This window comes from Streptomyces sp. NPDC054794, from assembly GCF_053611585.1.
This window is the reverse complement of sequence record NZ_JBSHAQ010000029.1, coordinates 78,009-103,956: the sequence shown is the minus strand read 5'-3', so window position 1 is coordinate 103,956 and position 25,948 is coordinate 78,009. Positions and strand designations below refer to the sequence as shown.

Annotated in this window: 23 protein-coding genes and 1 pseudogene; 11 read left to right on the top strand and 13 right to left on the bottom strand. The window is 69.0% G+C overall.

Annotated features, from left to right (window positions below):
- Positions 1-267: 267 nt before the first annotated feature.
- From ACWGKT_RS28275 to ACWGKT_RS28260, 4 genes are all read right to left on the bottom strand, one after another.
- Positions 268-909, bottom strand: a complete 642-nt coding sequence (locus ACWGKT_RS28275; protein WP_453275933.1) for a hypothetical protein — start codon at positions 907-909, stop codon at positions 268-270.
- 106 nt (positions 910-1,015) lie between these two features.
- Entirely contained in the window at positions 1,016-1,258 is a 243-nt protein-coding gene (locus tag ACWGKT_RS28270; RefSeq protein ID WP_453275932.1) for a hypothetical protein, read from the bottom strand.
- A gap of 129 nt (positions 1,259-1,387) precedes the next feature.
- Positions 1,388-2,209 carry an SCO6745 family protein gene (locus ACWGKT_RS28265; protein ID WP_453275931.1) on the bottom strand — a complete coding sequence of 274 codons (822 nt, stop codon included), beginning with the start codon at positions 2,207-2,209 and terminating at the stop codon, positions 1,388-1,390.
- 4 nt (positions 2,210-2,213) lie between these two features.
- Entirely contained in the window at positions 2,214-3,092 is an 879-nt protein-coding gene (locus ACWGKT_RS28260) for an alpha/beta fold hydrolase (protein ID WP_453275930.1), read from the bottom strand.
- Between the two features lie 261 nt (positions 3,093-3,353).
- Between ACWGKT_RS28260 and ACWGKT_RS28255 the strand changes: the two genes are divergently transcribed.
- On the top strand, positions 3,354-4,250 hold the full coding sequence (locus ACWGKT_RS28255) for an alpha/beta fold hydrolase (protein ID WP_453275929.1): 897 nt from the start codon (positions 3,354-3,356) through the stop codon (positions 4,248-4,250).
- A gap of 47 nt (positions 4,251-4,297) precedes the next feature.
- Here the strand turns inward: ACWGKT_RS28255 and ACWGKT_RS28250 are convergent, their stop codons facing one another.
- Positions 4,298-5,275 carry an asparaginase gene (locus ACWGKT_RS28250; RefSeq protein WP_453275928.1) on the bottom strand — a complete coding sequence of 326 codons (978 nt, stop codon included), beginning with the start codon at positions 5,273-5,275 and terminating at the stop codon, positions 4,298-4,300.
- 286 nt (positions 5,276-5,561) lie between these two features.
- Between ACWGKT_RS28250 and ACWGKT_RS28245 the strand changes: the two genes are divergently transcribed.
- Positions 5,562-5,900 carry a hypothetical protein gene (locus ACWGKT_RS28245; protein ID WP_453275927.1) on the top strand — a complete coding sequence of 113 codons (339 nt, stop codon included), beginning with the start codon at positions 5,562-5,564 and terminating at the stop codon, positions 5,898-5,900.
- A 107-nt stretch (positions 5,901-6,007) separates the two neighbouring features.
- Here the strand turns inward: ACWGKT_RS28245 and ACWGKT_RS28240 are convergent.
- The 3 genes and pseudogenes from ACWGKT_RS28240 to ACWGKT_RS28230 form a co-directional block, all read right to left on the bottom strand.
- A pseudogene (locus ACWGKT_RS28240) lies at positions 6,008-6,141 on the bottom strand (glycoside hydrolase domain-containing protein); the annotation flags it as partial.
- 1,326 nt (positions 6,142-7,467) lie between these two features.
- On the bottom strand, positions 7,468-7,812 hold the full coding sequence (locus tag ACWGKT_RS28235) for a hypothetical protein (protein WP_453275926.1): 345 nt from the start codon (positions 7,810-7,812) through the stop codon (positions 7,468-7,470).
- 111 nt (positions 7,813-7,923) lie between these two features.
- Positions 7,924-8,253, bottom strand: coding sequence for a hypothetical protein (locus ACWGKT_RS28230; protein WP_453275925.1), 330 nt, complete (start codon positions 8,251-8,253; stop codon positions 7,924-7,926).
- Positions 8,254-8,447: 194 nt separating this feature from the next.
- Here ACWGKT_RS28230 and ACWGKT_RS28225 point away from each other — a divergent pair, with 194 nt between their 5' ends.
- Positions 8,448-8,786, top strand: coding sequence for a DUF6000 family protein (locus tag ACWGKT_RS28225; protein ID WP_453275950.1), 339 nt, complete (start codon positions 8,448-8,450; stop codon positions 8,784-8,786).
- Positions 8,787-8,832: 46 nt separating this feature from the next.
- Here the strand turns inward: ACWGKT_RS28225 and ACWGKT_RS28220 are convergent, their stop codons facing one another.
- From ACWGKT_RS28220 to ACWGKT_RS28205, 4 genes are all read right to left on the bottom strand, one after another.
- Entirely contained in the window at positions 8,833-9,303 is a 471-nt protein-coding gene (locus ACWGKT_RS28220) for a DUF4142 domain-containing protein (RefSeq protein ID WP_453275924.1), read from the bottom strand.
- Between the two features lie 522 nt (positions 9,304-9,825).
- Entirely contained in the window at positions 9,826-9,990 is a 165-nt protein-coding gene (locus ACWGKT_RS28215) for a hypothetical protein (protein WP_453275923.1), read from the bottom strand.
- The gene (locus ACWGKT_RS28210; RefSeq protein WP_453275949.1) at positions 9,987-10,484 is read right to left on the bottom strand and encodes an enoyl-CoA hydratase-related protein; all 498 of its coding nucleotides are present in this window, start codon (positions 10,482-10,484) and stop codon (positions 9,987-9,989) included. Before ACWGKT_RS28210 ends, ACWGKT_RS28215 begins: the two co-directional genes overlap by 4 nt.
- A gap of 753 nt (positions 10,485-11,237) precedes the next feature.
- Positions 11,238-12,455: a PP2C family protein-serine/threonine phosphatase gene (locus ACWGKT_RS28205; RefSeq protein WP_453275922.1), complete on the bottom strand. Its 1,218-nt coding sequence runs from the start codon at positions 12,453-12,455 to the stop codon at positions 11,238-11,240.
- A 488-nt stretch (positions 12,456-12,943) separates the two neighbouring features.
- On the opposite strand from ACWGKT_RS28205, the gene tkt reads away from it, so the two are divergent.
- From tkt to ACWGKT_RS28175, 6 genes are all read left to right on the top strand, one after another.
- Entirely contained in the window at positions 12,944-15,013 is a 2,070-nt protein-coding gene (gene tkt, locus ACWGKT_RS28200; RefSeq protein ID WP_453275921.1) for a transketolase, read from the top strand.
- Between the two features lie 56 nt (positions 15,014-15,069).
- A complete protein-coding gene (gene gnd, locus ACWGKT_RS28195) occupies positions 15,070-16,101 on the top strand; it encodes a phosphogluconate dehydrogenase (NAD(+)-dependent, decarboxylating) (RefSeq protein ID WP_453275920.1) in 1,032 nt (343 codons plus the stop codon).
- An 81-nt stretch (positions 16,102-16,182) separates the two neighbouring features.
- Positions 16,183-17,586 (top strand): glucose-6-phosphate dehydrogenase, encoded by a 1,404-nt coding sequence (gene zwf / locus ACWGKT_RS28190; RefSeq protein WP_453275948.1) that lies wholly within the window; start codon positions 16,183-16,185, stop codon positions 17,584-17,586.
- A gap of 135 nt (positions 17,587-17,721) precedes the next feature.
- On the top strand, positions 17,722-18,465 hold the full coding sequence (locus ACWGKT_RS28185) for an HAD family hydrolase (protein ID WP_453275919.1): 744 nt from the start codon (positions 17,722-17,724) through the stop codon (positions 18,463-18,465).
- Positions 18,462-20,858 carry a glycoside hydrolase family 65 protein gene (locus ACWGKT_RS28180; RefSeq protein ID WP_453275918.1) on the top strand — a complete coding sequence of 799 codons (2,397 nt, stop codon included), beginning with the start codon at positions 18,462-18,464 and terminating at the stop codon, positions 20,856-20,858. Before ACWGKT_RS28185 ends, ACWGKT_RS28180 begins: the two co-directional genes overlap by 4 nt.
- A 139-nt stretch (positions 20,859-20,997) precedes the next feature.
- On the top strand, positions 20,998-21,357 hold the full coding sequence (locus tag ACWGKT_RS28175) for a hypothetical protein (RefSeq protein WP_453275917.1): 360 nt from the start codon (positions 20,998-21,000) through the stop codon (positions 21,355-21,357).
- Between the two features lie 196 nt (positions 21,358-21,553).
- Here the strand turns inward: ACWGKT_RS28175 and ACWGKT_RS28170 are convergent, their stop codons facing one another.
- Positions 21,554-22,798, bottom strand: coding sequence for an ROK family transcriptional regulator (locus ACWGKT_RS28170; RefSeq protein ID WP_453275916.1), 1,245 nt, complete (start codon positions 22,796-22,798; stop codon positions 21,554-21,556).
- Positions 22,799-23,022: 224 nt separating this feature from the next.
- Between ACWGKT_RS28170 and mmsA the strand changes: the two genes are divergently transcribed.
- Entirely contained in the window at positions 23,023-24,570 is a 1,548-nt protein-coding gene (mmsA, locus tag ACWGKT_RS28165) for a multiple monosaccharide ABC transporter ATP-binding protein (protein ID WP_453275915.1), read from the top strand.
- Positions 24,567-25,865, top strand: a complete 1,299-nt coding sequence (gene mmsB / locus ACWGKT_RS28160; protein ID WP_453275914.1) for a multiple monosaccharide ABC transporter permease — start codon at positions 24,567-24,569, stop codon at positions 25,863-25,865. Before mmsA ends, mmsB begins: the two co-directional genes overlap by 4 nt.
- Positions 25,866-25,948: the final 83 nt, after the last annotated feature.

The following is a 25,948-nucleotide window of genomic DNA, read 5'->3' as shown; positions in this document are numbered from 1 at the left end:
CGGAGGCAATGGCCCCCGCCACATAGTGCACGGCCGCAGCCGGGCTGCCCCCGCAGTGCGCCATCACCCGCGCGAGACCTACACCTGCTGCTATCGCCCGATTCATCGCTGGGCGTGAGGCCATGATCTTGTCGTGGCCGGCAGGCCGAGTGGGAAGAAGCGGGGCACGGCGCTTCCAGAGGTCATCAGGAACGAGGCCAGCGGACACGGTCGCGGATGCCGTCGCGCCGAGACGGGCAGGTCAGGCGAGCGGGAAATCCGTCCAACTCAGCGCCAGCCACCTTGGCGCGGTTCCGAGTACTGGCCGAACAGCGGGTCGTAGACCTCCCCGTCCTCGGTGGTCACCACATAGTCGGGCTGGGTCCTTGAGGCCGCCGCCTGCAAGCGGATGACGAGGCCGGCGACAGGCAGGACGCGCAGCGACAGAGCCGCAGCCAGGCGGGCACGTTCCTCGGCGATCTCCGGCCTGTCCCTGGCCAGATACCCTTCGAGATGCTGGGCGGAGGCCTGCATGACCTCCACATCGCCGCCGCCGGAGAAGCGAAGACAGCCCTGCCATCCCAGCCCGATGATGATCTCCAGCGCGTCCGCCAGGTCGTCGGCGATCAGGCCGCCCTCGCCTTCGGAGTTCGCGAAGACCACTGGCCGGCAGCCACCTGCCTCGGTGCACAGGAAGTAGGCCCCACCCGCAAAGTCCCCTGCTGTCACCTCCAGTTGCGCACCTGAGGCAAGCCTCAAACCCTCACCGCACTGCCTCCGTTCGAGGTCGAACTCGAAGGACGCCCGCAGTAGGTCGTGGACGTCCGGCGTGTTCCGGATCAGATCGAGCAGACGGTCGCTTGATGCCACGGCGCGGACGATACCCACGGCCACCGACACGCAGGGCTCAGGTCCGACCCATTGGTCCACGGCCGTAGCGGATGCCCAGTCGGCACCGCTGCCGCAACAGGTCATTCTGAAACGGTCCTGCCGCCACTCTGTTCATCCACGTGGGGCAAGCTCGCTTCGTTGTCGCTCATCGCACGGGGAGTTCGGGGGAGCGTTCGACGAGACCGGTGGCATCGGCAGGCCAGGCGTGTGGCAGTTGTGGGAGATGGTCCAGCAGAATTTCGTCGATGAAGGAGCCCCAGACCTCGGTCGGGTCTGCCGTATCGACGTAGTGCAGATGGGTGAGTGAGACCCTGATGTTCGGTTTGTGCGGGCCCACCCTCAGGCAGCGGTTCTTGAAGGCCTCTGCTGCCTCGAAAGCGTCACTCACGGTGTGAGGCTATGGCTTGCTGTTGGCCGTGTCGACGCCGGGGATCAGTTCGTCTGGGTCTTGTCGGGATCCTCCTGGCCTGCGCTGACGAGCGGATCAAGCGGGAAGTGACCCGGGTGAAAGCCCTGTTCAGCCGACCTTGAGGAGGCCGGCTTCGACAACGGCGCGGCCGAAGGGGCTTGCGAGTTCGGCGAGACGTTCGCAGCCGCTGTCACCCAGGGCGGCGTAGGCGGGGAGGGCCAGACGGTCGGTGCGGTCCTCGATGTGCTGACGCAGGCGTACGCCTTCCGGGCTGAGGGAATCGCCATCGAGGAGACCTCGCGTGCGCAGCCGCTCTTTGGTGTCGGCCCACTCGTCCTCGGGCCATGCGCGGCTCGCCTTGAGGAAGTCGACGGGAACGTCACCGGTGACAGCGTGCAGAATCAAGGCCTCCAGGCCTCCGACTCCCTCGGTGAGCAGGCACGCGACATGGCCGTCTCCCCGGAACTCCCGGAGCAGCGTCTGGGCGTGCCAGAGTTGCAGGACGGGCTCATCCGGCCAAGGCAGCGCGGCATGTGCGGCGAACAGCGGGCGGCCTTGAGCGTGCTCGCCGGCGGCCTGGGCGGCCCTGCGAGTCAGCGCCAAGACCTCATCGAAAGCGGGGAGTTCGTGGATCCCGGCACGCCGCAGGGCCTCACTCGCGGCGGCGTTCCGCGCGTCCAGCACCTGCTGCGGTGTCGTCGCGTCCCAGACCCCGTGGACCGCCTTCCGCACCAAATCGGGGTTGAAGTTGTAGAAGGTCGCGATGACAAGCTCAGCGGATGCTCGGCCGAAGGCGGCGCTGCGGGAAGCGAAGTACCCGGCCCGTCCACTCAGTCCGAGGTCCGCGTACCGCCGCCTTGCCTCGGGGGCGAAGTAGATCATGCCGTGTACGGGTTCGAGTCGGCGCCATGCTGCTCGCGCGGTCTTCATCTCGTCACCTTCCGGGATTCGGCAGACGGGTGTTCGCTGTGGTTCCGTGCTCGCCGTGCGCGCGCAGATGTTCGAGCAGCAGGCGGCTCAGTGTCTCGGGCGCCTCTTCGGGGACCCAGTGGCTGACGCCTTGGAGGGTCTCGAACCGGTACGGCCCTTTGATCCACTGCCCGGTCTCCTGCGCCGCTGCCGGGCCGAACGCGCTGTCCTCCGTGCTCCAGACATACAGGGTGGGCACGTCCACCGCGCCGATCGCGCCGTCGGGGCGGCCGGCCCGGTACCAGTTCAGCGCCGCGGTGAGAGCGCCCGGCTGGGAAAGGTGGCGCACGTAGGCCTCGACACCGTCCTGCGGGATCTTTCCGGCGTAGATCGCGCGAAGTACCTCGGCGTTGTCGGCGAGCATGAGCTCTTCGGTTGCGGGCGTTTCGCGCCAGTCGATCATGTAGCGTGATCGTTCGCGCTGGTCCGGGTCGGTGCGCAGAGTGGTGGCAAGGGCGCCGGGATGCGGGGTCGAGACAACCGTCAGGGTACGTATGCGGCCGGGGTGGGTATGGGCGGTCCACCACGCGACTGCGCCTCCCCAGTCATGGCCGACCAGGTCGAACGATGCCCAGCCCAGTCCTTCAGTGATCGCGACGACGTCGTCGACCAGGACGCCGATCCGGTAGTCCTCGGGCCGTTCGGGGCGAGCCCTGGGGGAGTACCCGCGCTGGTCGGGTGCCACGACCCGGTAACCGTGCGCGGCCAGCGTCGTGATCTGCTGATGCCATGCCCGGCTCGTCTGCGGGAAGCCGTGCAGCAACAACACCGGGCGGCCCTCGCGCGGGCCCGCCGCGACCGCGTCAAATAGGCCCACCGCAGTGGAGATGCTCAACTCGGTCACACGCTCCGCCCCTTCATACCGACTGGTCGGTCAGCCTTCAGCTGTGCGAGGGGGTTTGTCAAGGGCGACGGGCACGCACCGGCCGATGGGCCGCGGATCGCCACCGGGCGAGGCAGGCCCCGGCCGTACGACTGCTCATCGCCGGCCTCGCCGTGACTTGCCCGCTTCACCTTCACCGGCGCCCGGTGCGCCCCCCGCCGGACGGCCTCTGATATTGAGTGTCGGTCGTAGTTGCCTGCCTCGATCCGTGGAGGAGCTGTCATGGCGGGGGTTTTGCCCGACATCGATGAGTGGGTCGCCGGTGGCGGCCGGATGCGCGTGACGACGCGCTCGCGCGGATTCGATTTGTTCGTGCGTCAGGACGGTCCGGCCGACGGACTGCCGGTCACCCTGATCCACGGGTTTCCCACGTCCTCGCACGACTGGTCCGTGGTCGTGCCGCACCTCGCCGCGCACGGCTGCCGTGTGCTCACGCTCGACCTCCTCGGTTTCGGGGCGAGCGACAAGCCGCGCCACCACGTCTACTCCGTCGTGGAACAGGCCGAACTCGTCGAAGGCGTCTGGCAGGCCCTGGGCATCGGTGACACGGCGCTGGTGGCCCACGACTACGGAGTCAGCGTCGGCCAGGAACTGCTGGCGCGCGACCCGGGCCGGGTCCGTCGTATGGCCTGGCTGAACGGCGGCCTGTATCCGGACCTGCACCGGCCCATCGCCCCACAGCGCCTGCTGCACAGCCGCGCCGGAGCGGTGCTCGTACACGCCATGACGGAACGCCGGTTCACCTCGTCCATGCGTCAAGTCCTCGCCAGACCAGTGGCGGACGAAGACCTGCACGCCATGTGGGAGAGCGTCTCGCACGACAACGGCCATCTGCTGGCCCACCGGCTGCTGCGCTACATCGACGAGCGCAAGCAGCACGCCGCCCGCTGGGTGGGCGCGTTGGAGGAGTACCCGGGACCGACGCTGTTCGTCTGGGGCCCGGCCGATCCCATCAGCGGCGCGCACGTCCTGGAGCGGATCCGGGCCCGCCTCACCGCGGCGCACATCGTCGAACTCGCCGTGCCCGCCCCCGTCGGGCACTACCCGCAGGTCGAGGCACCCGACGCCGTGGCGGAGGCCCTCACGGCCTTTCTGACCGGGGGCGCGGACCGGGCGTGACGCGAGCCGCTTCCGGCCCGGCCGCCGTCCGGGCCGGAAGCCGGACCCTAACCGTGTTCGGCGAACGCCGACGCCACCTTGTCGCGATCCGCACCCGCGGTGAGCAGCAGCCGGAGCAGCACTCTGGCCTTGTACGGATCGAGCAGCCCGCCGTTGACCAGTCCGCGCTCTTGCAGGTCCGTCTCCGAGCCGGGCTGGTGGTAGGTGTGCCGCAGCACCGCGCCACCGCCCGTGCGGGAGGTCAGCACGACGGGAATGCGCTCGGCCAGCGCGCCCAGCACGGGAACGAGCGACACCGGTACGTGCCCGACCCCGAATCCGGCGACCACCAGGCCCTGGTGCGTCCCGTCCAGCCCGGCGAGTTGGGCGCCGTCGTCGTCGAGCGTGACCGTGTGCAGGGCCACGCGTACGGCGTCGAGCCGCTCCGTGTCGAAGGCGTCCGGCAGGGTGCCGCGACGCGGCGGCGGGGCAAGGACCCGCATCCGGCCCTCCACGACGTGCCCCACGGGACCGGCGTTCGGTGACACGAAGGTCGCCGTGCTCGTGCTGTGCGACTTGCGCACCCAACGCGCCGCGTGCACCTCGTCGTTGAAGGCCACCAGCGCACCGAGCCCGCGCGCCTCGCGCGACACGGCGACGCGTACCGCCGCCAGCACGTTGGCCGGTCCGTCGGCGCCGGCCATGCTCGGCTGCCGCATCGCCCCGGTCAGTACGAACGGTGCGTCATGCGCCCACGCCAGGTCGGCGATGAACGCTGTCTCCTCCAGCGTGTCCGTCCCCTGCGTGACTACCACGCCGTCCGCACCCTCCACCACGGCCCGCGCGGCGTCCCGGACGACGTCGAGGACATGGGCGAACGTCAGGCTCCCGCTGGGCACGGCACGGACGTCGCGTACGTCCAGCGTCACCCCGAGCACGTCCAGCCCCGGCACCGCTGAGGTGATCTCCGCGCCCGTCAGCCGTTCCCCCCTGGCACGCCCTGACACCGAGATCGTGCCCCCGAGCGCGAACACCGCCACACGCATGCTTGGCCTCCCTCGTCCGCAACAGCAGCCGTCAGGTTACGTCGCTCGTCCCGTCCGACCCCGGTGCGCGAGATGCTGCGCGACAACCCGGACGATACGATGGAGGACGTCTCGAACCCCACGAAGTGCCACGGAACATCCGCGCACGCGTCGACCATGTGGGGTGCCATCTGCACGGCGTGACGGAGCGAGGATTTCCGCCCTCGGGGTTCTGTGCGACCGCCGCCGCGGGTCACGGAGCCGTCACGTCCCACGGGCCGCATTCGTAGCGTCCAAGGCAGGTTGAATGATGAACCGGACTCGTCGTCTCGCAGCAGTTGCGTTCCTGGCCACCCCGGCGCTTGCCGTGGGCCCCGCGGTTGCCGCACACGCCGCTGCCCCGGTCGCGGCCAAGGCGCCGTCGGCCGCGGTGTGCCACGTCGAAACGGAGTCGAACGGCAAGTACCACCTCTGGGGTGTGGGATTTCCCAGCGGGACGAAGGTGACCTACAGGGGCTCCAGCTCGGGCACCGTGTCCACGGACAAGTCGGGAAGGTTCGACCTCGGCGGGCTGAGCGGCAGCAAGTGGGTCGTCCGGACGAGCAACGGGAAGACCACGGTCACGTGCACCAAGGTCGTGCACTGAGGGCGTGGAGCCGGCCCTGACCCGGGCCGGCCATGATGCCCTCGACGCGGAAGGGCGCCGAGGGCATCGCCTCACTTCGGCACACAGGGGCGAGATCGTCGTCGCTCGCCGGGCCGGTCCCGGGGCCCGGTTCCGTAGACGGTGTTGAGGATCTGACGCATCGTTTCCTGGGCTTCCAGGGACTGCCCAGGGCGTTGTAGAGCCACGGGGCGTGGATGCCGGGCTCGTTCGTCGGGTGGAACTAGGCAGGTGTGGCGGCGTCTGCACAAGGTTCTACGCGGACTCGCGAACAATGCCAGTCGGCGGCCATGCCGCTTCCCCTCGGCCGCGCGCACGTCGCCGGCAGTCACGATTCCGGGGCCCGGGTCCTCGCAGGTGGCCAGGATCTTGTGCAGGCCCTTGACCGCCGGCCCCACCTGGACGAGGGCTTCCTGGTCACGGCGGGACTGGCGCTGGGACAGGGCTAGACGCTCGCGTACCCCTTCGGCCTCCCGGGTCAGTCGGCCGATCCACCCCCGGCCGCCTTTGGACGGCGCCCTGGCGGATGTGTCGCCGCTGGCCGCACGCCGAAGGTTCTTGGCGAGCGCGCCCGCAGGGGCGAGATAGCGGCGTTGCAGCACCGCTGCCGACACCACCGCCGCGACCAGCAACGCACCCGACAGGCCCAGGATGTAGAGCATCACCCCGGTCATGTGCCATGACGTGGCTTGTACGTCCTTGCCTCTGCGCTGCTCCAACAGTGCCGCGAGTGCCCGCGCCCGGGCGTCGACCGCCGCGTAGGTGCCCTCAGCGGGATCCGCGCCGACCGCGGATGCAGGCAGCGCGTAGACCCGTACGCCGTCCGCCACCGCGATGGGGCGGGCCTCCTCCAGCCACCGGGCGGCACTGCGTTCGAGGTCCGTGGTTTTCGCGTGTACCTCAGTATCCGCACTGGCGGCCAGCCGCCGCAGCACCTTCAGGTGCTCTCCCAACGCCATCTGGGCGTCCTTGCGCAGTTCCTGGCTCGCCGCTGCGGCCAGGGCCGCGGCCCGCAGGTCACCTGCTGCCGCGTGGACGGCGCCGAGTTCTGTGATGGCCGGGCGCCAGCGGGTCTCGATCCGGCGTGCGGCCTGTTCGTGGTGTGCGTTCAACACCAGCCCCACCAGGGCGACGCCGACCGCCAACAACGCTGCCACGCCAACCACGGCAACCAGCAGCGACCTCGACCCGGTCAGACCACGCAACGACAGCACACCACCGACGCTACCGACGATCGAATCCCGTACCCGCGGCACCACGCCGGGCCGAGCAGCCGCGGCAGCGCGAGGCCACTGGTCAGCGAAGGCGGGATCGGGGAACTTTCTCGATGGCTGGCGCTGCGGCCTCAGAGGACTCCGCCAGAGGACTCCGGATGAGTCCGGGTAGAACCGGGCAGGGCTGGGGCACAACGTAGTTCCTGCGGCACTGAGGCAGGTGAACACGCCGGCGGCTGCCACGCCGACCAGAAGGTTCGCGAACAGCAATAGCCAGCCGGAGTCGGTCTTCGCCATGTTGAACCGCTCCCAAGTGAAGGGGGCGTCGGTTGGCCTCAGAGAAGTCGGCGTCCGAGCTTCGCTGACTGCCGATTGTGGCCCTTGGTGTCCCACCACTCCTCCAGCAGGGCGCGGACTAGGTGCACGAGCTGCCGCAGTCGGTCAGGATCGGGTGCGGAGGCGGCCAAGACGTCGGCGAAGGACCGGTCGTCCATAGGCAGATTGACCATCCAACGTTCGTCCGGCCAGCCGCTGCGTTCTACGGTGATCTGGTACGCCAGCACCGCATGACCATTCGGGTGGTGGTCCACCGACAGATCGGCGATGCTGAACCTGACGCTGCCGTCACCGGAGGTGTACGAGTGAGCCAAGGCTTGCTCGGCCGGTGTTTGGGTCGTCACGTGCGCTCCATCCTTTCCCTGGGCACGACTGCGGTTCTGAAGTCGCGCGCCTGCGATCTGAGGCTCCCAGAGGTGTTGTCGACGGCAACTGGTCGGGACCTTGGTAAGAGCTCAGTACTGCGGCGTCCTGGCAGCGATCTCGAACCCGGAGGACTCGTCCCACGGAACCGCCCCCCACAGGCTCACCACGGTGTCCCAAATGCGTTGCACCAGAGGCCAGTCGGGGTTGTCGCCGCTGAGGGTGGCGGTGGCTAACAGGTCTCCCCAGATGCCCTGCTCGTCGTTGGGCGATGCGGCGATCACAGACTCTGCGATCTCGGCTACGCCCACGTGCACTTTCAGCGTCAGCAAGTTCGCGACTGGCCTGTCGCTGTCGCTGCTACCAGTACCGAGCCTGAGCGCGGCCACCGAATCCTTGAACGGCTCCAGCCATTCGCCCACCAGATGGTCGTCCGCGCTTGACCGGAAATTGTTTCCACTGAGCCATCATGCACGGCGCACCCGCGATCGCGATCGGCGGAGTCATTGCGACCGAGTCGGTGAAGAAGCGATTGCCGCGCAGCGGGCCCAGAGGGCGTCCACGCGACGGAGGGCGGGACAGATGACGGCGGGACCCAACCGCTCAAGTTGATCCGCTGCTACGTCACGTCCTACCGGCGGTACCCCAGGCTTGGTGGCAGCCTTCTTCGCGTGAGCGGGCACGAACGCGCCCGGCCGCGCAGAAGCTGGGCAAGGCCCGCAGTGAGATCAGCCCGCGTGAACCGGGCGTCCCCCTCGACGGAGGATGGCGCGAGGACAAGGCGGCAGCTTGGTTCGTCACCGTTTCCGGCAGAAGCGAGTTCCGCGAAGGTCTCGGTGAACTGCTGCTCGCCAGCGAAGGACTCCATGCGAGGGCCGACAGCACCGAATACAAGTCCGTCGACAAGGTCTGGGCGGTCGTCAATGTCACCCAAGCCAACACCCTAAAGCCCTGACCGATTCCTACTCGGCCGCCCCGCCACATTGGTTGATCACGCCACTTCAGGCCACCTGGTCATAGTCGACCAGGCCGGTTTTCTCCAGCGCGGTCATGTGGTCCAGGACGCTGGTGTCGGCTTGGTCGGCGAGCTGGCGTATCAGCGTGTTCCTGGTAGTGGTCCGGATGTCCGCGATCCTTGGTAGGAGCCGGCTGTTGGCGGTCCACAATACGTTGGCGAAGTCCGAGTCGAACTGCTTGCCACGGTCGTTGGTCATGGCCGTCAGGAAAGTCTGCTGTTGCAGGGAGAGTTTGTCGGGCAGGGTGACCTCGAGGCGGGTAGCGGCCTTGCGGCAGGTTGCGTCGAGGCTGACGTCCGCGTTGACGAGGCGTTGCCCGGCGGCGCGAACGTCCCCGGCAGTGCCCTTCTTCAACGCCAGCCGTCCGGCCGGGAGTTCCAACAGTCCCGCCGCGTGCACCTCGACCACGAAGTCACGGTCGTTCTTCGTCAACGGCCCGAAGTCCGTGTCGGCCACCACCCTCGATGATGCCGTGCCCGTCTTCTGCATCCCCAGCACCACGGGGTAGCCGATCGCCCCGACAGTCGCCATCAGAGTGGCCCCTACGAAGATGGCTCCCACTGTGTTCCGCGACGTACCCATGGCAACTCCCGCCGAGGGATGGCTCCGTCAACTAGAGCGTCTCTTTCAAGTCCGGGTCAGCCGAGCCCGGTATGCGCACGCGTTTTCGCGGCGGCCCTCACGATAGGCTCCTCAGTCGTGCTCGGGCAGGGGAGGCAACCCGGACATGCAAAGGCTTCGGTACGGCATCTCGGCCTGTTCGAGGACAGGTCCCGGAATGGCCTCGCAGAGGACCTGGAGTGTCTCTTTCCGTAGGTGAGAAAGAAGACTTCCGGAAACGGTTCGGTTGCCTCGTCGATCACCCCGCTGCTGAGGTTGAAGCGATTCCACACAGGAGCTCCGCTGCCTGCCCGGTGGGCATTGCCGGACTGTTCACGGCCACGGTCAGCACGGGCCGCGCGACGTGGCGGGGTTGCGTCAGCGGCCGGTGAAAGCGGCGTCGCGGCGCTCGATGAAGGACTGGATGCCTTCGGCGCCGTCGGCGGTGGCGATGAGCCGGGCGATGTCGGGGCGCAGCCGCTCGATCGCGGCCCTCTCGCCCTGTTCCTGTGCCAGGTGGGCGGAGTTGAGGATGGCCCTCACCCCCAGCGGGGCCGCCTTCTCGGCGATGGTGCGGCGATCAGCGTTGCGCGCTCGGTCGCCGCTGGCCCGTCGGCGGCGAGTTCCTGCACGAGGCCGATACGGTGTGCCTCGGCGGCGTCGAACTCCTGCCCGGTCAGGATCCAGCGCATGGCGTTGCCCCAGCCGACCTGCTGGGGGAAACGGAAGGTGGCGCCACCGAAGGGGTAGATGCCGCGGCGGGTTTCGAGCTGGGCAAAACGCGCGTCCTGGGCCGCCACGCGGATGTCGGCCGCGAGCAGCAGTTCGATCCCCAGCGTCATCACCCAGCCCTGCGCCGCCGCGACGACCGGCTTGGTCCAGGGCCCGCCCAGCCGCCACGGGTCACGGCCGCCCTTGGGGGAGTCGAACTTTCCCGCGGCCGGGTCCGCGCCGACATCGACCATGTCGAGGCCCCCCGTGAAATGGTCGCCGTGGGCGAACAGGACCCCGCACCAGAGGTCGTCGTCGGACTCCAGCGTAGGCGGCCGACAGTTCGGTGAGCATCCGCCGGGTGAACGCGTTTCGCTTGGCCGGGCGGTACAGGCCCATCAGCAGGACGTGCCCGTCACGTTCGACGGTGACATCGGCAGCGCCCGCGGGAGTGGAACTCATCAGCCCTCCTCGTCAGTTGCATGATGGGACTCACTGGACGCTAGCGGTCCGAGGCGAGCGACACCCGTCCGACGCGCCCAGCCCGTCTACACCGGTCTGGGCGCAACCACCCTGAGCGGCGTGACCGGTGGTCCCCATCTCGCTGCCCCGACCGGGAGCCTCGCTTCCTTCGGCAGCCCAGCCTCACCGGGCCCTCCCTCTTGTCCGGCGCCGCCTACGCGCTCACCGCTCTCGTTTCTCGGGCATCATGTTCGCCTCGGCCGGCTACCCGCTCTCGCGCTGGCCGACGGCCTGCTGTCCCTCGATGCGCGGCCCCGCCGTCACCGTTCACCGCTGACGCCCCACACGACCCTGACACCTCGCCACCCGACGTCACTGTCGACAGCGCAGGACTGCACTGCCGTCCTGCGGTTCCGGGGAAGGAGCCCCGCTGGCGCACGGCCACGAGTGCGGAACTGTTCCGTCGCGCACCCCTTACTTCGCCGGTCCGGTGAGCCTGCGCGGCCGTGCTGCAGCCGGCGTTCCCAGGCCGGACACTGCCACAGGAGGCGCATGCCAAATACCCGACCCGGCCGGAGGCAGCGCCTGAGCACAGCGAGGCTCGGTGCCATGCCATGTCACCGGTGCTGCGGGCGCCATTCGAAGAGCAGGATGGTCACGTCGTCCCGCAGTTGGTCGCGCTGGTAATCGAGGATGGCGTGGATGAGCAGCCGCAGCACCTCGGCGGGGCGCTGGTCGGCGGCGTTGGAGCGGATGATGAAGTCGGTGAACCGGTCGAGGCCGAACTCCGCACCGTCCGCGTCGCGTGCCTCCACGACACCGTCGGTGTAGAGCAGGACGCAGTCGCCCGGTTCGAGTGTCGTCTCGTAGACCTGACGGGCTGCCGGGGCGAGTGTGCCGGCCAGGCCGATCGGCGGCTGTGGGGGGCTGTCCAGCGCGCCGGTGAGCACCCGGTCGGCGCGGATCAGCAGTGGTGGGGGGTGACCGCAATTGACCCAGCGCAGCACCCCGGTCTCGGCGTCGAGCCGACACACGACGCCGGTGCAGAACTGGTCGGGCAACCACCTGGCGAGGGCCTGGTCGACGGAGCAGACGACGTCGGCCGGATCGCCACCGGCACGGCGGGCGTTGCGTGCCGCCGCCATGGCGACCGACGTGGTCAGGCCGGCGGTCAGATCGTGCCCCATGGCGTCGAGGATCATGGTGTGCAGGATGTTCTTGACCACCGAGTGGTCGAAGGCGTCGCCGGCGATGTCGTACGCCGGTTCCATCACCGCTGTCGAGACGCACCTGGTGCTGCCGATGGTGCGGGGTGGCAGGAAGGCCCGCAGCATCTCGGCGGGCAACTGCATGGTCGCGGTGCGGGTACGGGCGGCGAGCCAGTCGCTGTAGGCGCGCTTGGAGGTGATCAGCATGGCGAGGAGATGGGCCAGCATCCGAATGCGGCGCATGAGTATCCCGTCGAGCGAGGCGGTCCGCACCGCCAGTACACCCAGCCGCTCCGCACCGTCGACCAGAGGCATCCAGACGATCAAGCCGTCGTCGGCCTCGGCCACCCGCGGGGAGACCGTGCGGTACGCCCAGCCGGCCGGAGAGCGGTCCACCGGCAGCGGCTTCAAGCCCTCTTCGAGGGGAATGAGTAGCCGTTGTTGCAGGTCGACGAGGTGGATCAGCGCGGTCTGCAGTCCGAGGGCGCCGGCGCACCGGTTCGCCAAGGCGGGCAGTTCGACCGGCAGGGCCGTCTGCGCCTCGATGATCAACTCTCCCAGCCGATGCTCGTTGACAGCGGTGTCGGGACCGGTGGACGCGTGCGGTGGGTCCGACACAGGGATCACCCCTTTCGTACCCAGTCTCACACCGAACGCCAGGCGCCGAAGCTCCTCGTCCCACCGCCGGGCACGCGCGACGTTGTCGGGCCCGGCGCGCACCGCCATGCCAAGGGCCTGGCCGCTGACACCCGCCCGGCCGCCCCTCTCGGCGCCCGCGCAGGCGATACTCCCTCACTCTGCTCGCGGGGGAGCCCCGTCGCTCGTTGGGTCCGTGTCGGCATTCGGCTCCGGCCCCTCGTCTGACCCCGTGGCGGTGGGTCGGCCGTGTGCCCGCCGCCTGCCGGGAACCGCAGCCGTACCCCAGGCTCGTGGGGTTTCCGTTCCTGGGGCGTACGGGTGCAGCGCCGACGTGCGGCAACTGCCGACCGGCCTCCGCTCGCGTACGGCCGACCGACTGGGCCCGGTGGCAGGGCCGATCGCCACGGGCATGCGCGCAGCGGCGATTCGGCGTGTACTGGGAGGGCAGGTGACTCGAAGAGATCGGACCGCCGCCCATGACCGACCAGGACATGCTGTCGGTGAACACCGTCCGTGGCCTGTGCATGGACGCCGTCCAGCAGGCGGAGTCCGGACACCCCGGCACTCCCATGGGGATCGCCCCCGTCGCGTACACGCTGTGGCAGAAGTTCCTGCGCTTCGACCCGGAGAACCCCATCTGGCCCAACCGGGACCGCTTCGTCCTCTCCGAGGGGCACGCCTCCGTCCTGTTGTGGTCGCTGCTGCACCTGGCGGGCGTACGTGCGGTGGACCCGGACTACGAGGTGCTGGGACGTTCCGCCGTCACGCTCGACGACCTCAAGAACTTCCGACAGCTCGACTCCCGCTGCCCAGGTCACCCGGAGTACCGGTGGACCAGCGGTGTGGAGACGACGACGGGACCACTCGGACAGGGAGTCGCCACCTCTGTGGGCATGGCACTGGCCGGCCGCTGGCTGGCCGCCCGGTACAACCAGGACGACTTCCCGCTGTTCGATTTTGACGTCTACGCGCTGGCGGGGGACGGCTGCATGATGGAGGGCATCTCCTCCGAGGCGGCCTCCCTCGCTGGACACCAGGGCCTGTCGAACCTGTGCTGGATCTATGACTCCAACCGGATCACCATCGAGGGCCACACCGACATCACCTTCACCGAGGACGTGGCGGCCCGGTTCCTCGCCTACGGCTGGAACGTCACCACCGTCGCCGACGCCAACGACCTGGACGCCGTTGCCCGCGCCTTCCACACCTTCCGCGCCGAAAAGGAGCGGCCCACCCTGGTGTTGGTGCACAGCCACATCGGCTACGGCTCGCCCGTGGAGGACTCGCCCCAGGCCCATGGCGCACCCCTCGGTGAGGAAGGGGTCCGGAGCGCCAAGCGCTTCCTGGGCCTGCCGCCCGACGAACGCTTCCTGATCCCCGACACGGTCCACAAGGACTTCGCCGAGGGCATCGGCGCTCGCGGCGCGCGGTTGCGCACGGCGTGGGACGAGACCTTCGAGGCGTACCGGACGGCCTGGCCGCGGCTCGCCGACGAAGTGATGCGCATGCAGCGCCGGGAGCTGCCCGAGGACTGGGAATCGGCTCTCCCCGAGTTCGCCCCCGACGCCAAGGGACTGGCGAGCCGGGACTCCTCGGGCCGTGTCCTCAACGCGCTGGCCCAGAGCGTGCCCTGGCTGCTGGGCGGTTCCGCCGACCTGGCACCGTCCACCAAGACACGGCTGACCTTCGACGGGGCCGGGGACTGCCAACCGAACGAGCCGGGCGGACGCAACCTCCACCTGGGAGTGCGCGAACACGCCTCCGCGGCCATCGCCAACGGCATGGCACTGACCAAGCTACGGCCGTACTGGTCGGGCTTCCTGATCTTCTCCGACTACGCCAAGGCGGCCATCCGGCTGTCCGCCCTGATGGAGATCCCGGTGGTGCACGTCTTCACGCACGACTCCATCGGCGTCGGCGAGGACGGCCCCACCCACCAGCCGGTCGAACAGCTCGCCGGTCTCCGGGCCATGCCCGGCCTGCTTGTGTTCCGTCCGGCCGACGCGGCGGAGGTCGTGGAGACTTGGCGCGTGGTGGCCGCCCTGCGCCACGAACCGGCCGCACTGGTGCTCTCCCGCCAGGCCCTGCCCACCCTCGACCGCTCCGTCTTCGCACCGGCCTCCGGTGTGGCCCACGGCGCCTACGTCCTGGCCGACGCCCCCGACGGCGCACCGCAGGTCCTGCTGCTGGCCACCGGGTCGGAGGTCTCCCTCGCCTTGTCGGCACGGGAGGAACTGGCCGCCGAAGGCATCACGGCCCGCGTGGTCAGCATGCCCTGCTGGGAACTGTTCGACCGGCAGCCGCGCGAGTACCGCGACGCGGTGCTGCCGCCCGATGTCACCGCGCGTGTGGGAGTGGAGCAGGCGTCGACCTTCGGCTGGGACCGCTACGTGGGCGATCGGGGAGCGGTCGTCGGCATGCACACCTATGGAGCGTCGGCCCCACTGAAGAACCTGCTCACGAAGTTCGGATTCACCCCCCAGAGGGTCGCTCAGACCGCGCGCGAGGTGCTGGCGGCCCAGCAGGAGCCGGGACCCCTCACCTGATCGCACCCACCCGGGGTGCGGTGCAGAGCGTACAGAGCGCAACGGGAAGGCAGACCATGACCACCCACACCCCCATGCAACTCGGCATGGTCGGACTCGGACGCATGGGCGCCAACCTGGTGCGCCGGCTCATGCGCGACGGACACACCTGCGTGGTGTACGACCTCGACGCCGCCGCCGTGAAGGAGCTGGAGCAGGAGGGCGCCACCGCGGCATCCTCCCTTCAGGACCTCGTCGGCAAGCTCAGCCGGCCGCGGAACATCTGGCTGATGCTGCCCGCGGGCGTGGTGCAGCGCACGGTCGATGAACTGGCCGACCTGCTCATCCGCGACGACATCGTGATCGACGGCGGCAACTCCTACTACCGGGACGACATCACCCGCTCCCGGCAACTCGCGCCGCTCGGTGTGCACTACGTGGACTGCGGCACCTCCGGGGGCATCTGGGGCCTGGAGCGCGGGTACTGCCTGATGGTCGGCGGAGAGACGGACGCCGTCCAGCGCCTCGACCCCCTGCTGCGCACGATCGCCCCGGGCGCCGGCAGTGCCGAGCCCACCCCCGGCCGGACCGCCACGACCGGCACCGCCCCCGACGGCTATCTGCACTGCGGGCCCAGTGGTGCCGGCCACTTCGTGAAGATGGTCCACAACGGCGTGGAGTACGGGATGATGGCCGCCATCGCCGAAGGCCTGAGCGTCATCAAGCACGCCGACGTGGGACTGCACAACCGTACGGTCGACGCCGAGACCGCCCCGCTGCGCGACCCCGAGGCCTACTCCTACGAGATCGACGTCGCCGAGGTCGCCGAGGTGTGGCGGCGCGGCTCGGTGGTCGGCTCCTGGCTGGTCGACCTGGTCGCCGACGCGTTGGCCCGGTCGCCGGAGCTCGACGGATTCGCCGGCCGGGTCTCCGATTCCGGGGAGGGCCGCTGGACGGTGCTGGCGGCGGTCGACGAGAGCGTGCCCGCACCGGTGATCACCACCGCCCTCTACCAGCGCTATGCCTCGCGCGGCCTTGGCGAGTTCACCGACAAACTGCTCTCGGCCATGCGCGGCGAGTTCGGCGGGCACGCCGAGAAGGCGAACTGAACCGTGGCGCAACAGACTCCGACCTCGACTTCGCCCTCGACCCCGTCCGCGTCTTCGGCCCCTCGCCCGGACGACCATGTGATCGTGCTCTTCGGCGCGACCGGTGACCTGGTCCGTCGCAAACTGCTGCCAGGACTGTTCCACCTGGCTCACGCCGGTCTGATGCCGGAGAACTACCGCGTGGTGGGATCGTCGCCCGCCTCCTGCGCCCTCAGCGACGAGGAGTTCCGCACCCACGCTCGCGAGGCGGTCGCCGAGTTCGGCCGGTCGAAACCGGAGGGCAAGGCGTGGCAGGCGTTCGAAGAATCACTCAGTTTCGGCGCCGCGGACCCGGAGGATCCGCAGCCGCTGCTGACCGCCGTACGGGAGGCGCAGCGGGCGCTCGGAGGCCGGGCGCGCCTGCTCGCCCACCTGGCGGTGCCCCCGGTCGCCTTCCCCTCCGTCGTCCAACTGCTCGGCGACACAGGGCTCGCGGAGGACGCCCGGGTCATCGTGGAGAAGCCGTTCGGCACCGACCTGCCGTCGGCCCAGGCCCTGAACGCCACGATCCACGCCGTGTTCGACGAGTCCAGGATCTTCCGTATCGACCATTTCCTGGGCAAGGAGTCGGTGGACAACATCCTCGCCCTGAGGTTCGGCAATGGTCTTTTCGAGCCCATCTGGAACCGGGACCACATCACCCATGTGCAGATCGACGTACCGGAGAAGATCAGTATCGAGGGCCGGGCCCGCTTCTTCGAAGGGACCGGCACCTTCCGGGACATGATCGTCACTCATCTCTTCCAGCTCATGGGGTTCGTGGCGATGGAACCCCCGACCTCGCTGGAGGCCCACGCGCTGCGGGCCGAGAAGGAGAAGGTCTTCCAGTCCCTGCGGCCGGTGGACCCGGCCCACGTCGTGCGCGGCCAGTACACGGGCTACCGCGACGAGCCGGGAGTGGACCCGCAGTCGGACACCGAGACCTTCGTGGCCCTGCGCGTCGAGCTGGACAACTGGCGATGGGCCGGCGTGCCCTTCTTCCTGCGGTCCGGCAAGTCCCTCGGCCAGGGCCGGCATGTGGTCACCCTGGGCTTCCGTGAGCCGGCGCTTCGGATGTTCCCCATGGACGTCAGCCACGGATCCCGCCTGCGCAGTAACGAAATAGTGATCGACTTCGACGATCCGGGAAGCATCACGGCCCGGTTCCTCACCAAGGAACCCGGACCCGCGATGCGGCTGGAGAACGCCGAGATGGTCTTCCAGTACGCCGGCTCCTACAACGAGGTGCACGCTCTGGAGGGCTACGAACGGCTGATCCTGGACGCCATGCTGGGGGACCAGTCCCTGTTCACGCGCTCGGACGGCATCGAACGGCTCTGGGAGGCGGCCACACCCCTGCTGGAGAAGCCACCGCCCGTCGAGCCCTACGCGCCCGGCTCCTGGGGGCCCGACCGGATCCACCAGCTCATCGAGCCGTACCGGTGGAGTCTGCCGGCCGACCAGTGAGCACAGGGGCTCGGATCCACTCACGCGGCCGCGTTGGTGCGCTCTCCGCCTCTGCGTCCACCGAGTGGGTTCCTTCCGGCGCGGCGGACGGTGTCTGCGTACCGCGGCCCGGAAGACACTCCTAGCCTCGACGGCATGCTCGGGCTTCCTGATCACGTACGTGCCTGCCTGTTCGACCTCGACGGGGTACTCACCCAGACCGCCAAGGTGCACGCGGCGGCCTGGAAGGAGATGTTCGACGGCTATCTCCGCGAGCGCGCGGCACGCGAGGGAACCCCGTTCGTTCCCTTCGCCGCCGTCGTCGACTACGACGAATACGTGGACGGGCGGCCCCGCGAGGACGGGGTCCGCACCTTTCTCGCCGCACGCGGGGTGCGTCTGCCCGAGGGATCGCCGGACGACCCACCGCAGGCGGAGACCGTGAACGGGCTGGGCACACGCAAGAACGACCTGGTGCTGCGCCGGATCCGTGAGGAGGGGGTGGAGCCGTACGAGGGCTCGGTCAGGTTCGTCACCGCGGCGCGGGATGCCGGTCTGCGGCGCGCGGTGGTGTCGTCCAGCGCGAACTGCCGGGACGTCCTGGTGGCGGCCGGCATCGAGGACATGTTCGAGGAACGGATCGACGGTGTGGTCGCGCACGAACGCGACCTGCGCGGGAAACCCGCCCCGGACACCTACCTGGAAGCGGCCCGGGTCCTGGGCGTAGAGCCGGGCGCGGCCGCAGTGTTCGAGGACGCCCTGGCCGGTGTGGAGGCGGGGCGGGCCGGAGCCTTCGGTGTGGTGGTGGGGGTGGACCGGGTTGGCCAGGCGGAGCAGCTGAGGGCGCACGGGGCGGACGTGGTCGTACGGGACCTGGCCGAACTTCTGGAGTCGTCGTGATCACCCATCCCAGTTTCACGGTCGAGCCGTGGTGCCTGCGAGAGACCGAGCTGAACCTGGAGGTGCTCGCCCAGAGCGAGTCGGTGTTCGCCCTGTCCAACGGGCACATCGGGTGGCGCGGGAACCTCGACGAGGGCGAGCCCCACGGACTGCCCGGCGCCTACCTCAACGGCGTCTACGAGCGGAACCCACTACCGTACGCGGAAGCGGGCTACGGCTATCCCGAGACCGGCGAGACGATGATCAACGTCACCGACGGCAAGATCATCCGGCTGCAGGTCGACGACCACCCGTGCGATCTGCGCTACGGCCGACTGCTGGAGCACGAGCGGGTCCTGGACTTCCGCTCCGGTGTGCTCAGCCGAACCGCGCGGTGGACCACGCCCGGCGGCCGCACGGTCCGCATCACCTCGCAGCGTCTGGTGTCCTTCACCCAACGGGCGGTGGCCGCGGTCATGTACGAGGTCGAGCCGACCGACGGCCCGGTGACCGTGGCCGTGCAGTCCGAACTCGTCGCCAACGAGCAACTGCCGCACACCGAGGGAGACCCGCGCGTCGCCGCGGTGACCCGGTCACCGCTGACGGCTGAGGAACACTTCGCCCAGGACACCCGGCTGCGGCTCGTGCATTGCACCGAGCGCAGCGTACTGCGCGTGGGAGCGGCGGCCGACCATCTCATCGAAGGGCCCAAGGGCACACGGTGGACGGCGCAGAGCGAGCCGGACGTCAGCCGCCTGACGGTGACCGCGGATCTGGCCCCCGGACAGCGGCTGCGGCTGGTCAAGTTCGTCGCCTACGGGTGGTCCGGGCAGCGCTCGCTGCCTGCGGTGCACGACCAGGTCGACGGAGCGGTGGCGGCCGCCGTCAGCGCCGGCTGGGACGGACTGGTCGCCCAACAGCGGGCCTACCTGGACGAGTTCTGGGCCGGCGCGGACGTCGAGGTGGAGGGGGACGCGCAGATCCAGCAGGCGGTGCGGTTCGCCCTGTTCCACGTGCTCCAGGCGGCCGCCCGCGGGGAGGAGCGGGCGATCCCGGCGAAGGGACTGACCGGAACCGGGTACGACGGGCATTCCTTCTGGGACACCGAGTCCTACGTGCTGCCGGTGCTCACGTACACCGCCCCACAGACCGTCGCCCCGGCACTGAGGTGGCGACACCGGACCCTGCCGGCGGCTCGGGACCGGGCGCGTCAGCTGGGGCTCGCGGGCGCGACCTTTCCTTGGCGGACCATCAACGGAGCCGAATGTTCCGCCTACTGGCCGGCCGGAACGGCGGCCTTCCACGTGAACGCCGACATCGCCATCGCCGCGGACCGGTACGTCACGGCGACCGGCGACGAGGAATTCGAGCGCGCCGAGGGGCTGGAACTCCTGATGGAGACCGCCCGCCTGTGGCGCTCCCTCGGTCACCACGACGCGGAAGGCGTCTTCCACATCGACGGGGTCACCGGACCGGACGAGTACAGCGCCATCGCCCGGGACAACCTCTACACCAACCTGATGGCCCGGCAGAACCTGCTTGCCGCGGCGGACGCGGCCACGCGCCACCCCGACCGGGCCGAGGGACTCGGCGTCGACGACGAGGAGACGGCTGCCTGGCGGGACGCCGCGAGCCGTATGGCGATGCCGTACGACGAAGCCCTGGGCGTCCACGAACAGTCGGCCGGATTCACCCGCTTCCAGCACTGGGACTTCGACGCGACCCCGCCCGAGAACTACCCGCTGCTCCTGCACTACCCCTACTTCGACCTGTACCGCAAACAGGTGGTGAAGCAGGCCGACGTGGTGCTCGCGATGATGGTGTGCCCGAACGATTTCACCGACCAGCAGAAGGCACGCAACTTCGCCTACTACGAGGCGTTCACCGTCCGCGACTCCTCCCTTTCGGCGTGCTGCCAGGCGGCCCTGGCCGCCGAGACCGGGCATCTGCGGCTGGCCTACGCGTACCTCGGCGAGGCTGCGCTGATGGACCTGGAGGACCTGGAGCACAACACCCGCGACGGACTGCACATCGCCTCGCTCGCCGGCACGTGGATCGCGCTGGTCTGCGGCTTCGGCGGCATGCGCCGGCACGTCGGGGAGAACAGGGAGCTGGACCGGTTGGGCTTCGCGCCACGCCTGCCCGAGGCGCTGTCCCGGGTGGCGTTCACGGTGACGGTGCGCGGGCGCCGCCTGAGGGTGGACATCGGCCCGGCCCATGCGCGCTATGTCCTGGTGGAAGGCGAGCCGTTGGAGCTGGTGCACCACGGGGAGCCCCTGACTGTATCCACCGACGCCCCGGTGGACCGCCCGCTCCCACCCGTACCCGCTCGCCCCGAGCCGCAACAGCCCAAGGGCCGACGTCCGGTGGGGCTGCCCGGCGGGGAGGAATACGGGGGAGACACTCAGGGGTGACTTTGGAGCCTGCCCAGCCGGCACACAGAGCGGCCTGCGCCCCCGGATCCTGTCCTGCCCTTCCTCGGACATGACTCCCGGTCTCTGGCCGGCGTCCGCCTCGGGAACTTCAATTGCCCTGGTTCCGGACAACGACTGGGTGTGGAGCATCCTGGATTTCGACGGAGTCGGGGACGTCCCTGCTGGTCTCGGGTTTGAAGAGTTCAGGGTCAAAGTGCTTGCCTCGCCAGAGGGTTACACCATGTCGTGGGGGCAGCTGCAGGAGTTCGCAGTCGGCGTCCGACAGTGCTTCGATCTTCTCCTCGTGGCAGCCGAGGACCATAGCTATCTGTCACCAGAGAGATTTGCTGTGGATGACTTCGGAGGATGTCTCGTGGTCTTCGCGGCGATTGACAGCGGTTCATGGGAGGTGACCTTCGATGACAGCGTCGAGGAGACCTCCGGTCTCGCGGCAGCGCTCCGGGCACGCTACGCGGCTGGATCGAGAGGGGTCGCGTAGTCGCTGCGACAATGTGGAGTCCCGCCAGGCGCCCCCTGGCGGGGCTTCAACATGGTGTGACGCCAGTAGCCGACGGCCGGCGGCGGGCCGGCCCAGTGTGGGTTCGTCGCCGCTGCCGTATGCGGGGTAAGGACGGCGCTGAGGAGCAGTTCGGCAACCTGGTGAGGTCGGTGCGCGAGTCGGCTTCGTACTCGACTCAGTGTGCGAGAAGTGCCGACAGCTGCGGTGAGTACGCGGCGTGCAGGACGAGTGCGGCGCTGCCGACGACGGCACCGTCGGTTCCGAGTGGGGACGCCTCGACCTGGACGACCCGGATGCTCCGGGCCAGCGGTCGGGTGGCCAGTGCGGCGGCGACGATGTCGACGTACCGGGATTCCACGTGCTGTATGCCGTGGCCGCCGAGCACGATCAGGTCGACGTCGATGAAGTTGGCGATGCTGACCGCGACCGAGGCGACGTGTTCCGCGGCTTCGTCGATGACCGCGGTTGCCACGGGATCTCCGGCCGCCGCGGCCAGCCGGATCGTGGCGTGGTCGACCGAGGCGGGATCTTTGGCGAACGATTGCGACAGCACACTGCTGTCGCCCGAGTCGGCGGCGAGCCGACGGTGTACTTCGGCGACGATCGCCGAGGGGTTGACGAGCCGTTCCAAGCAGCCCCTGTTGCCGCAGTAGCACTCGGGTCCGTCGGGCAGCACGCTGGAGTGGCCGAACTCTCCGGCATTGAGCGAACCGCCCCTGTAGACCTGGTGGTTGAGGATGAGGCCGCCGCCGATGCCGGTACCGAAGAAGAAGTAGGCGAAGTTCGCCACGCCTTTGCCCGCGCCGGACCAGCGCTCGCCGATCGCGGCCGCGGTGGCGTCGTTGTCGAGTGTGACCGGCAGTCCGGTGGCGTCACTGAGCATGCTTTGCAGGGGCACACGAGTCCAGTGTGCGAGCTGGGGCGGAGTGACGATCATGCCCAGCTCCTGGTCGATCGGCCCTGGGGCGGCCAGCCCCAGTCCGAGGATCCTGCTGTGCGGCACATCCGCTTCGGCCAGCACGTCGGCGACGAGCTCGGCCATGGCGGTCACGACGTGGGAGGGGTCCGTGGCGGCCGGTGTGGGGCGCTTCTTGACGACCAGGGGCCGGCCCGTGAGGTCGACGACGGCGCAGGTGAGTTCGACAGGGTCGAAGTGGAGCCCGACGGCGCTGCCCGCGTCGGCGTTGAGCCGCAGTGTGGTGCGGGGCTTCCCTCCGCTGGCGACCCGGCTGGCGCCGTCCTCCCGCACGATGCCCTCGTCGAGCAGCCGGCGCACGATGCCCGAAACCGTCTGCGGGGTGAGGCCGGTCAGCTGGGCGATCTCGATCCTGCTGATGCCGTCGGCGAGCTGGATCTGGTCCAGGACGACCGCCCGGTTGTAGCGCCCGACCTTGGGGAGGTTGGTTCCTGCCTGCCGCACCTGCGGTCCTCTCTGTCGCTACGGATAACCATATCGTCACGAGCCATTGACCTAGTAAAACAAATGGATTTAATGTCCCGGCACGCAGACGTAACAGGACGGACATGGAGGCACTGCGCTGCGTGCAGTGCCATCGGAGGCAGGCTGATGTCCACGAAATGCCACATCCCCGAGGCCTCGGGGCCCGGCCGTCGCGACGGTCTCAGCAGTACGGAGACCCGCTCATGACGCAGGCCCCGACCCTGCTGGAGATGCGGTCGATCACGAAGACCTTTCCCGGGGTCAAGGCGCTCGCCGACGTCAACCTGGTCGTGCGGGAGGGCGAGATCCACGCGATCTGCGGGGAGAACGGCGCCGGCAAGTCCACCTTGATGAAGGTGCTCAGCGGTGTGCACCCGTACGGGAGTTACGCGGGTGACATCCTCTACCGGGGCGACGAGGTCCGGTTCCAGGACATCCGGGCCAGCGAGCAGGCCGGGATCGTCATCATCCATCAGGAACTGGCCCTGGTGCCGGGCATGTCGATCACCGAGAACATCTTCCTCGGGAACGAGCCGCGCAGGCGGGGCGCGATCGACTGGAAGGCCGCCCAGCTGCGGGCCCTGGAACTGCTGGAGCAGGTCGGGCTCCGGGAGGACCCCGACACCCTGATCAAGGACATCGGCGTCGGCAAGCAGCAGCTCGTGGAGATCGCCAAGGCGTTCTCCAAGGACGTGAAGCTGCTCATCCTCGACGAGCCGACCGCGGCTCTGAACGAGGACGACTCCCGCCACCTGCTCGATCTGTTGCGCGGCTTCCGGGAGCGCGGCATCACCTCGATCATCATCTCGCACAAGCTGAACGAGATCGAAGCGGTCGCCGACACCATCACGATCCTGCGTGACGGACGCACCATCGAGAGCCTCGACGTCAAGGCCGACGGCGTCAATGAGGACCGAATCGTCCGCGGCATGGTCGGCCGTGAACTCAGCAGCCGGTTCCCCGACCACACGCCCGACATCGGCGAGGTCTTCTTCGAGGTCCACGACTGGACGGTGCGCCACCCGAACTCCGACGAGCGGCTGGTGTGCAAAGGCTCGTCCTTCGACGTGCGGCGCGGCGAGATCGTCGGGTTCGCCGGCCTCATGGGCGCGGGTCGCACGGAACTGGCGATGAGCCTGTTCGGCCGCTCCTACGGCACCTACCTCTCCGGACGGGTCCACAAGGACGGCAAGGAGATCCAGCTGAAGTCGGTGTCGGCCGCCATCCGGCACGGCCTCGCCTACGTCAGCGAGGACCGCAAGTCGATCGGGCTGAACCTGCTGGACGACATCAAGACCTCGATGGTCGCCGCCAAACTGCCGAAGATCGCCAAGCGCGGGGTCATCGATCCGGTGAGCGAGCACCGCATCGCCGAGGAGTACCGCGACAGCCTCAGGATCAAGACCCCCAGCGTCGACGAGGGCGTCGTGAAGCTCTCCGGCGGCAACCAGCAGAAGGTCGTTCTGGCGAAGTGGATGTTCACCGACCCGGACCTGCTGATCCTGGACGAGCCGACCCGCGGCATCGACGTGGGCGCCAAGTACGAGATCTACGGGATCATCCAACGGCTCGTCCGCCAGGGGAAGGGCGTCATCGTCATCTCCTCGGAGCTGCCGGAGCTCATCGGCCTGTGCGACCGCATCTACACGGTGTTCGAGGGCACCATCACCGGCGAGGTCGCCCGGCGCGACGCCGACCCGGAACTCCTCATGAAGCAGATGACCGCTACGAAGAAGAGCCCGACCTCATGAGCCGAATAAAAGACCTGCAGAAGAACCTCTTCGGGGGCACGACCTCCAACGCCCGCCAGTTCGGCATGATCTTCACCCTGGTGGCGATCGTCCTGCTGTTCCAGATCTGGACCGGAGGCCTGACGCTGACCTCCGGCAACCTCATCGCGGTCGTCAGCCAGTACTCCTACATCCTGATCCTGGCCGTCGGCATGCTGATGGTGATCGTCGCCGGACACATCGACCTCTCGGTCGGCTCCGTCGCGGCGTTCACCGGCATCGTGGTGGCCAAGGCGATGCAGGAACACTCACTCCCCTGGCCGGTGGGCATCCTGCTGGGCCTGGTCGTCGGCGCGGTGATCGGCGCCTGGCAGGGATTCTGGGTCGCCTACGTGGGGGTCCCGGCGTTCATCGTGACCCTGGCCGGCATGATGCTGTTCCGCGGCGGCAACCAGTACATCGGCAACGCCGACACCGTGCCGGTCCCCGCGGGCTTCCGCAAGATCGGTGCCGGCTTCCTGCCCGAGGTGGGACCCGACACCGGATACAACAACCTGACCCTGCTGCTCGGCCTGGCGGCCTGCGCCGGCATGGTGTGGCGCGAGTGGAAGGCGCGGCAGACCCGGCGCGAGATGAACGCCGACGTCGCCCCCGTGTGGATCACTGTGCTCCGACTGGCCGTGATGCTGGGCGTCATCGTGTTCGCGACGCTGCGCTTCGCCGGCGGCCGCATCGGCACCAGCCTGCCGATCTCGGGCATCATCCTGATCGTCCTGGTGCTCGCGTACTCGTACTACACCCGCAACACCATCGGCGGGCGGCACATCTACGCCGTCGGCGGCAACGCCCGCGCGGCCGAGCTGTCGGGTGTGAAGCTGAAGCGGGTCAACTTCATGGTCATGATGAACATGTCGGTCCTGGCGGCCCTGGCCGGCATGATCTTCGTCGCGCGCTCCGCCGCTTCCGGACCGCAGGACGGTCTGAGCTGGGAACTCGACGCGATCGCAGCCGTCTTCATCGGCGGCGCGGCGGTCTCCGGCGGCCTCGGCACCATCAGCGGCTCGATCGTCGGCGGCCTCGTCATGGCTCTGCTCAACAACGGTCTGCAGCTCGAAGGCGTCGGCTCCGACATGGTTCAGATCATCAAGGGCCTGGTCCTCCTCCTCGCCGTCGCGTTCGACGTCTACAGCAAGCGGCAGGGTCGCTTCTCGATCATCGGAACGCTGATGCGTCCCTTCCGGCAGGAACAGCCGGCCGACGCGGCCGACCAACAGGCTCCCGCCTCCGACCCCGACAAGGCCCCGGTCGCCGGCTGACCGAAAACTCCCCTCGCGGGACGGCCGTCAACTCACCACCCACAGCGCCGCACTCCACGGCGCTCGACATTCCAGCACCACGG

Coding starts and splice junctions, on each gene's coding strand:
- ACWGKT_RS28265 (WP_453275931.1), bottom strand. CDS start 2,209: ATGAAGACCGCGCGAGCAGCATGGCGCCGACTCGAACCCGTACACGGC.
- ACWGKT_RS28255 (WP_453275929.1), top strand. CDS start 3,354: ATGGCGGGGGTTTTGCCCGACATCGATGAGTGGGTCGCCGGTGGCGGC.
- ACWGKT_RS28250 (WP_453275928.1), bottom strand. CDS start 5,275: ATGCGTGTGGCGGTGTTCGCGCTCGGGGGCACGATCTCGGTGTCAGGG.
- ACWGKT_RS28245 (WP_453275927.1), top strand. CDS start 5,562: ATGATGAACCGGACTCGTCGTCTCGCAGCAGTTGCGTTCCTGGCCACC.
- tkt (WP_453275921.1), top strand. CDS start 12,944: ATGACCGACCAGGACATGCTGTCGGTGAACACCGTCCGTGGCCTGTGC.
- gnd (WP_453275920.1), top strand. CDS start 15,070: ATGACCACCCACACCCCCATGCAACTCGGCATGGTCGGACTCGGACGC.
- ACWGKT_RS28185 (WP_453275919.1), top strand. CDS start 17,722: ATGCTCGGGCTTCCTGATCACGTACGTGCCTGCCTGTTCGACCTCGAC.
- mmsA (WP_453275915.1), top strand. CDS start 23,023: ATGACGCAGGCCCCGACCCTGCTGGAGATGCGGTCGATCACGAAGACC.
- mmsB (WP_453275914.1), top strand. CDS start 24,567: ATGAGCCGAATAAAAGACCTGCAGAAGAACCTCTTCGGGGGCACGACC.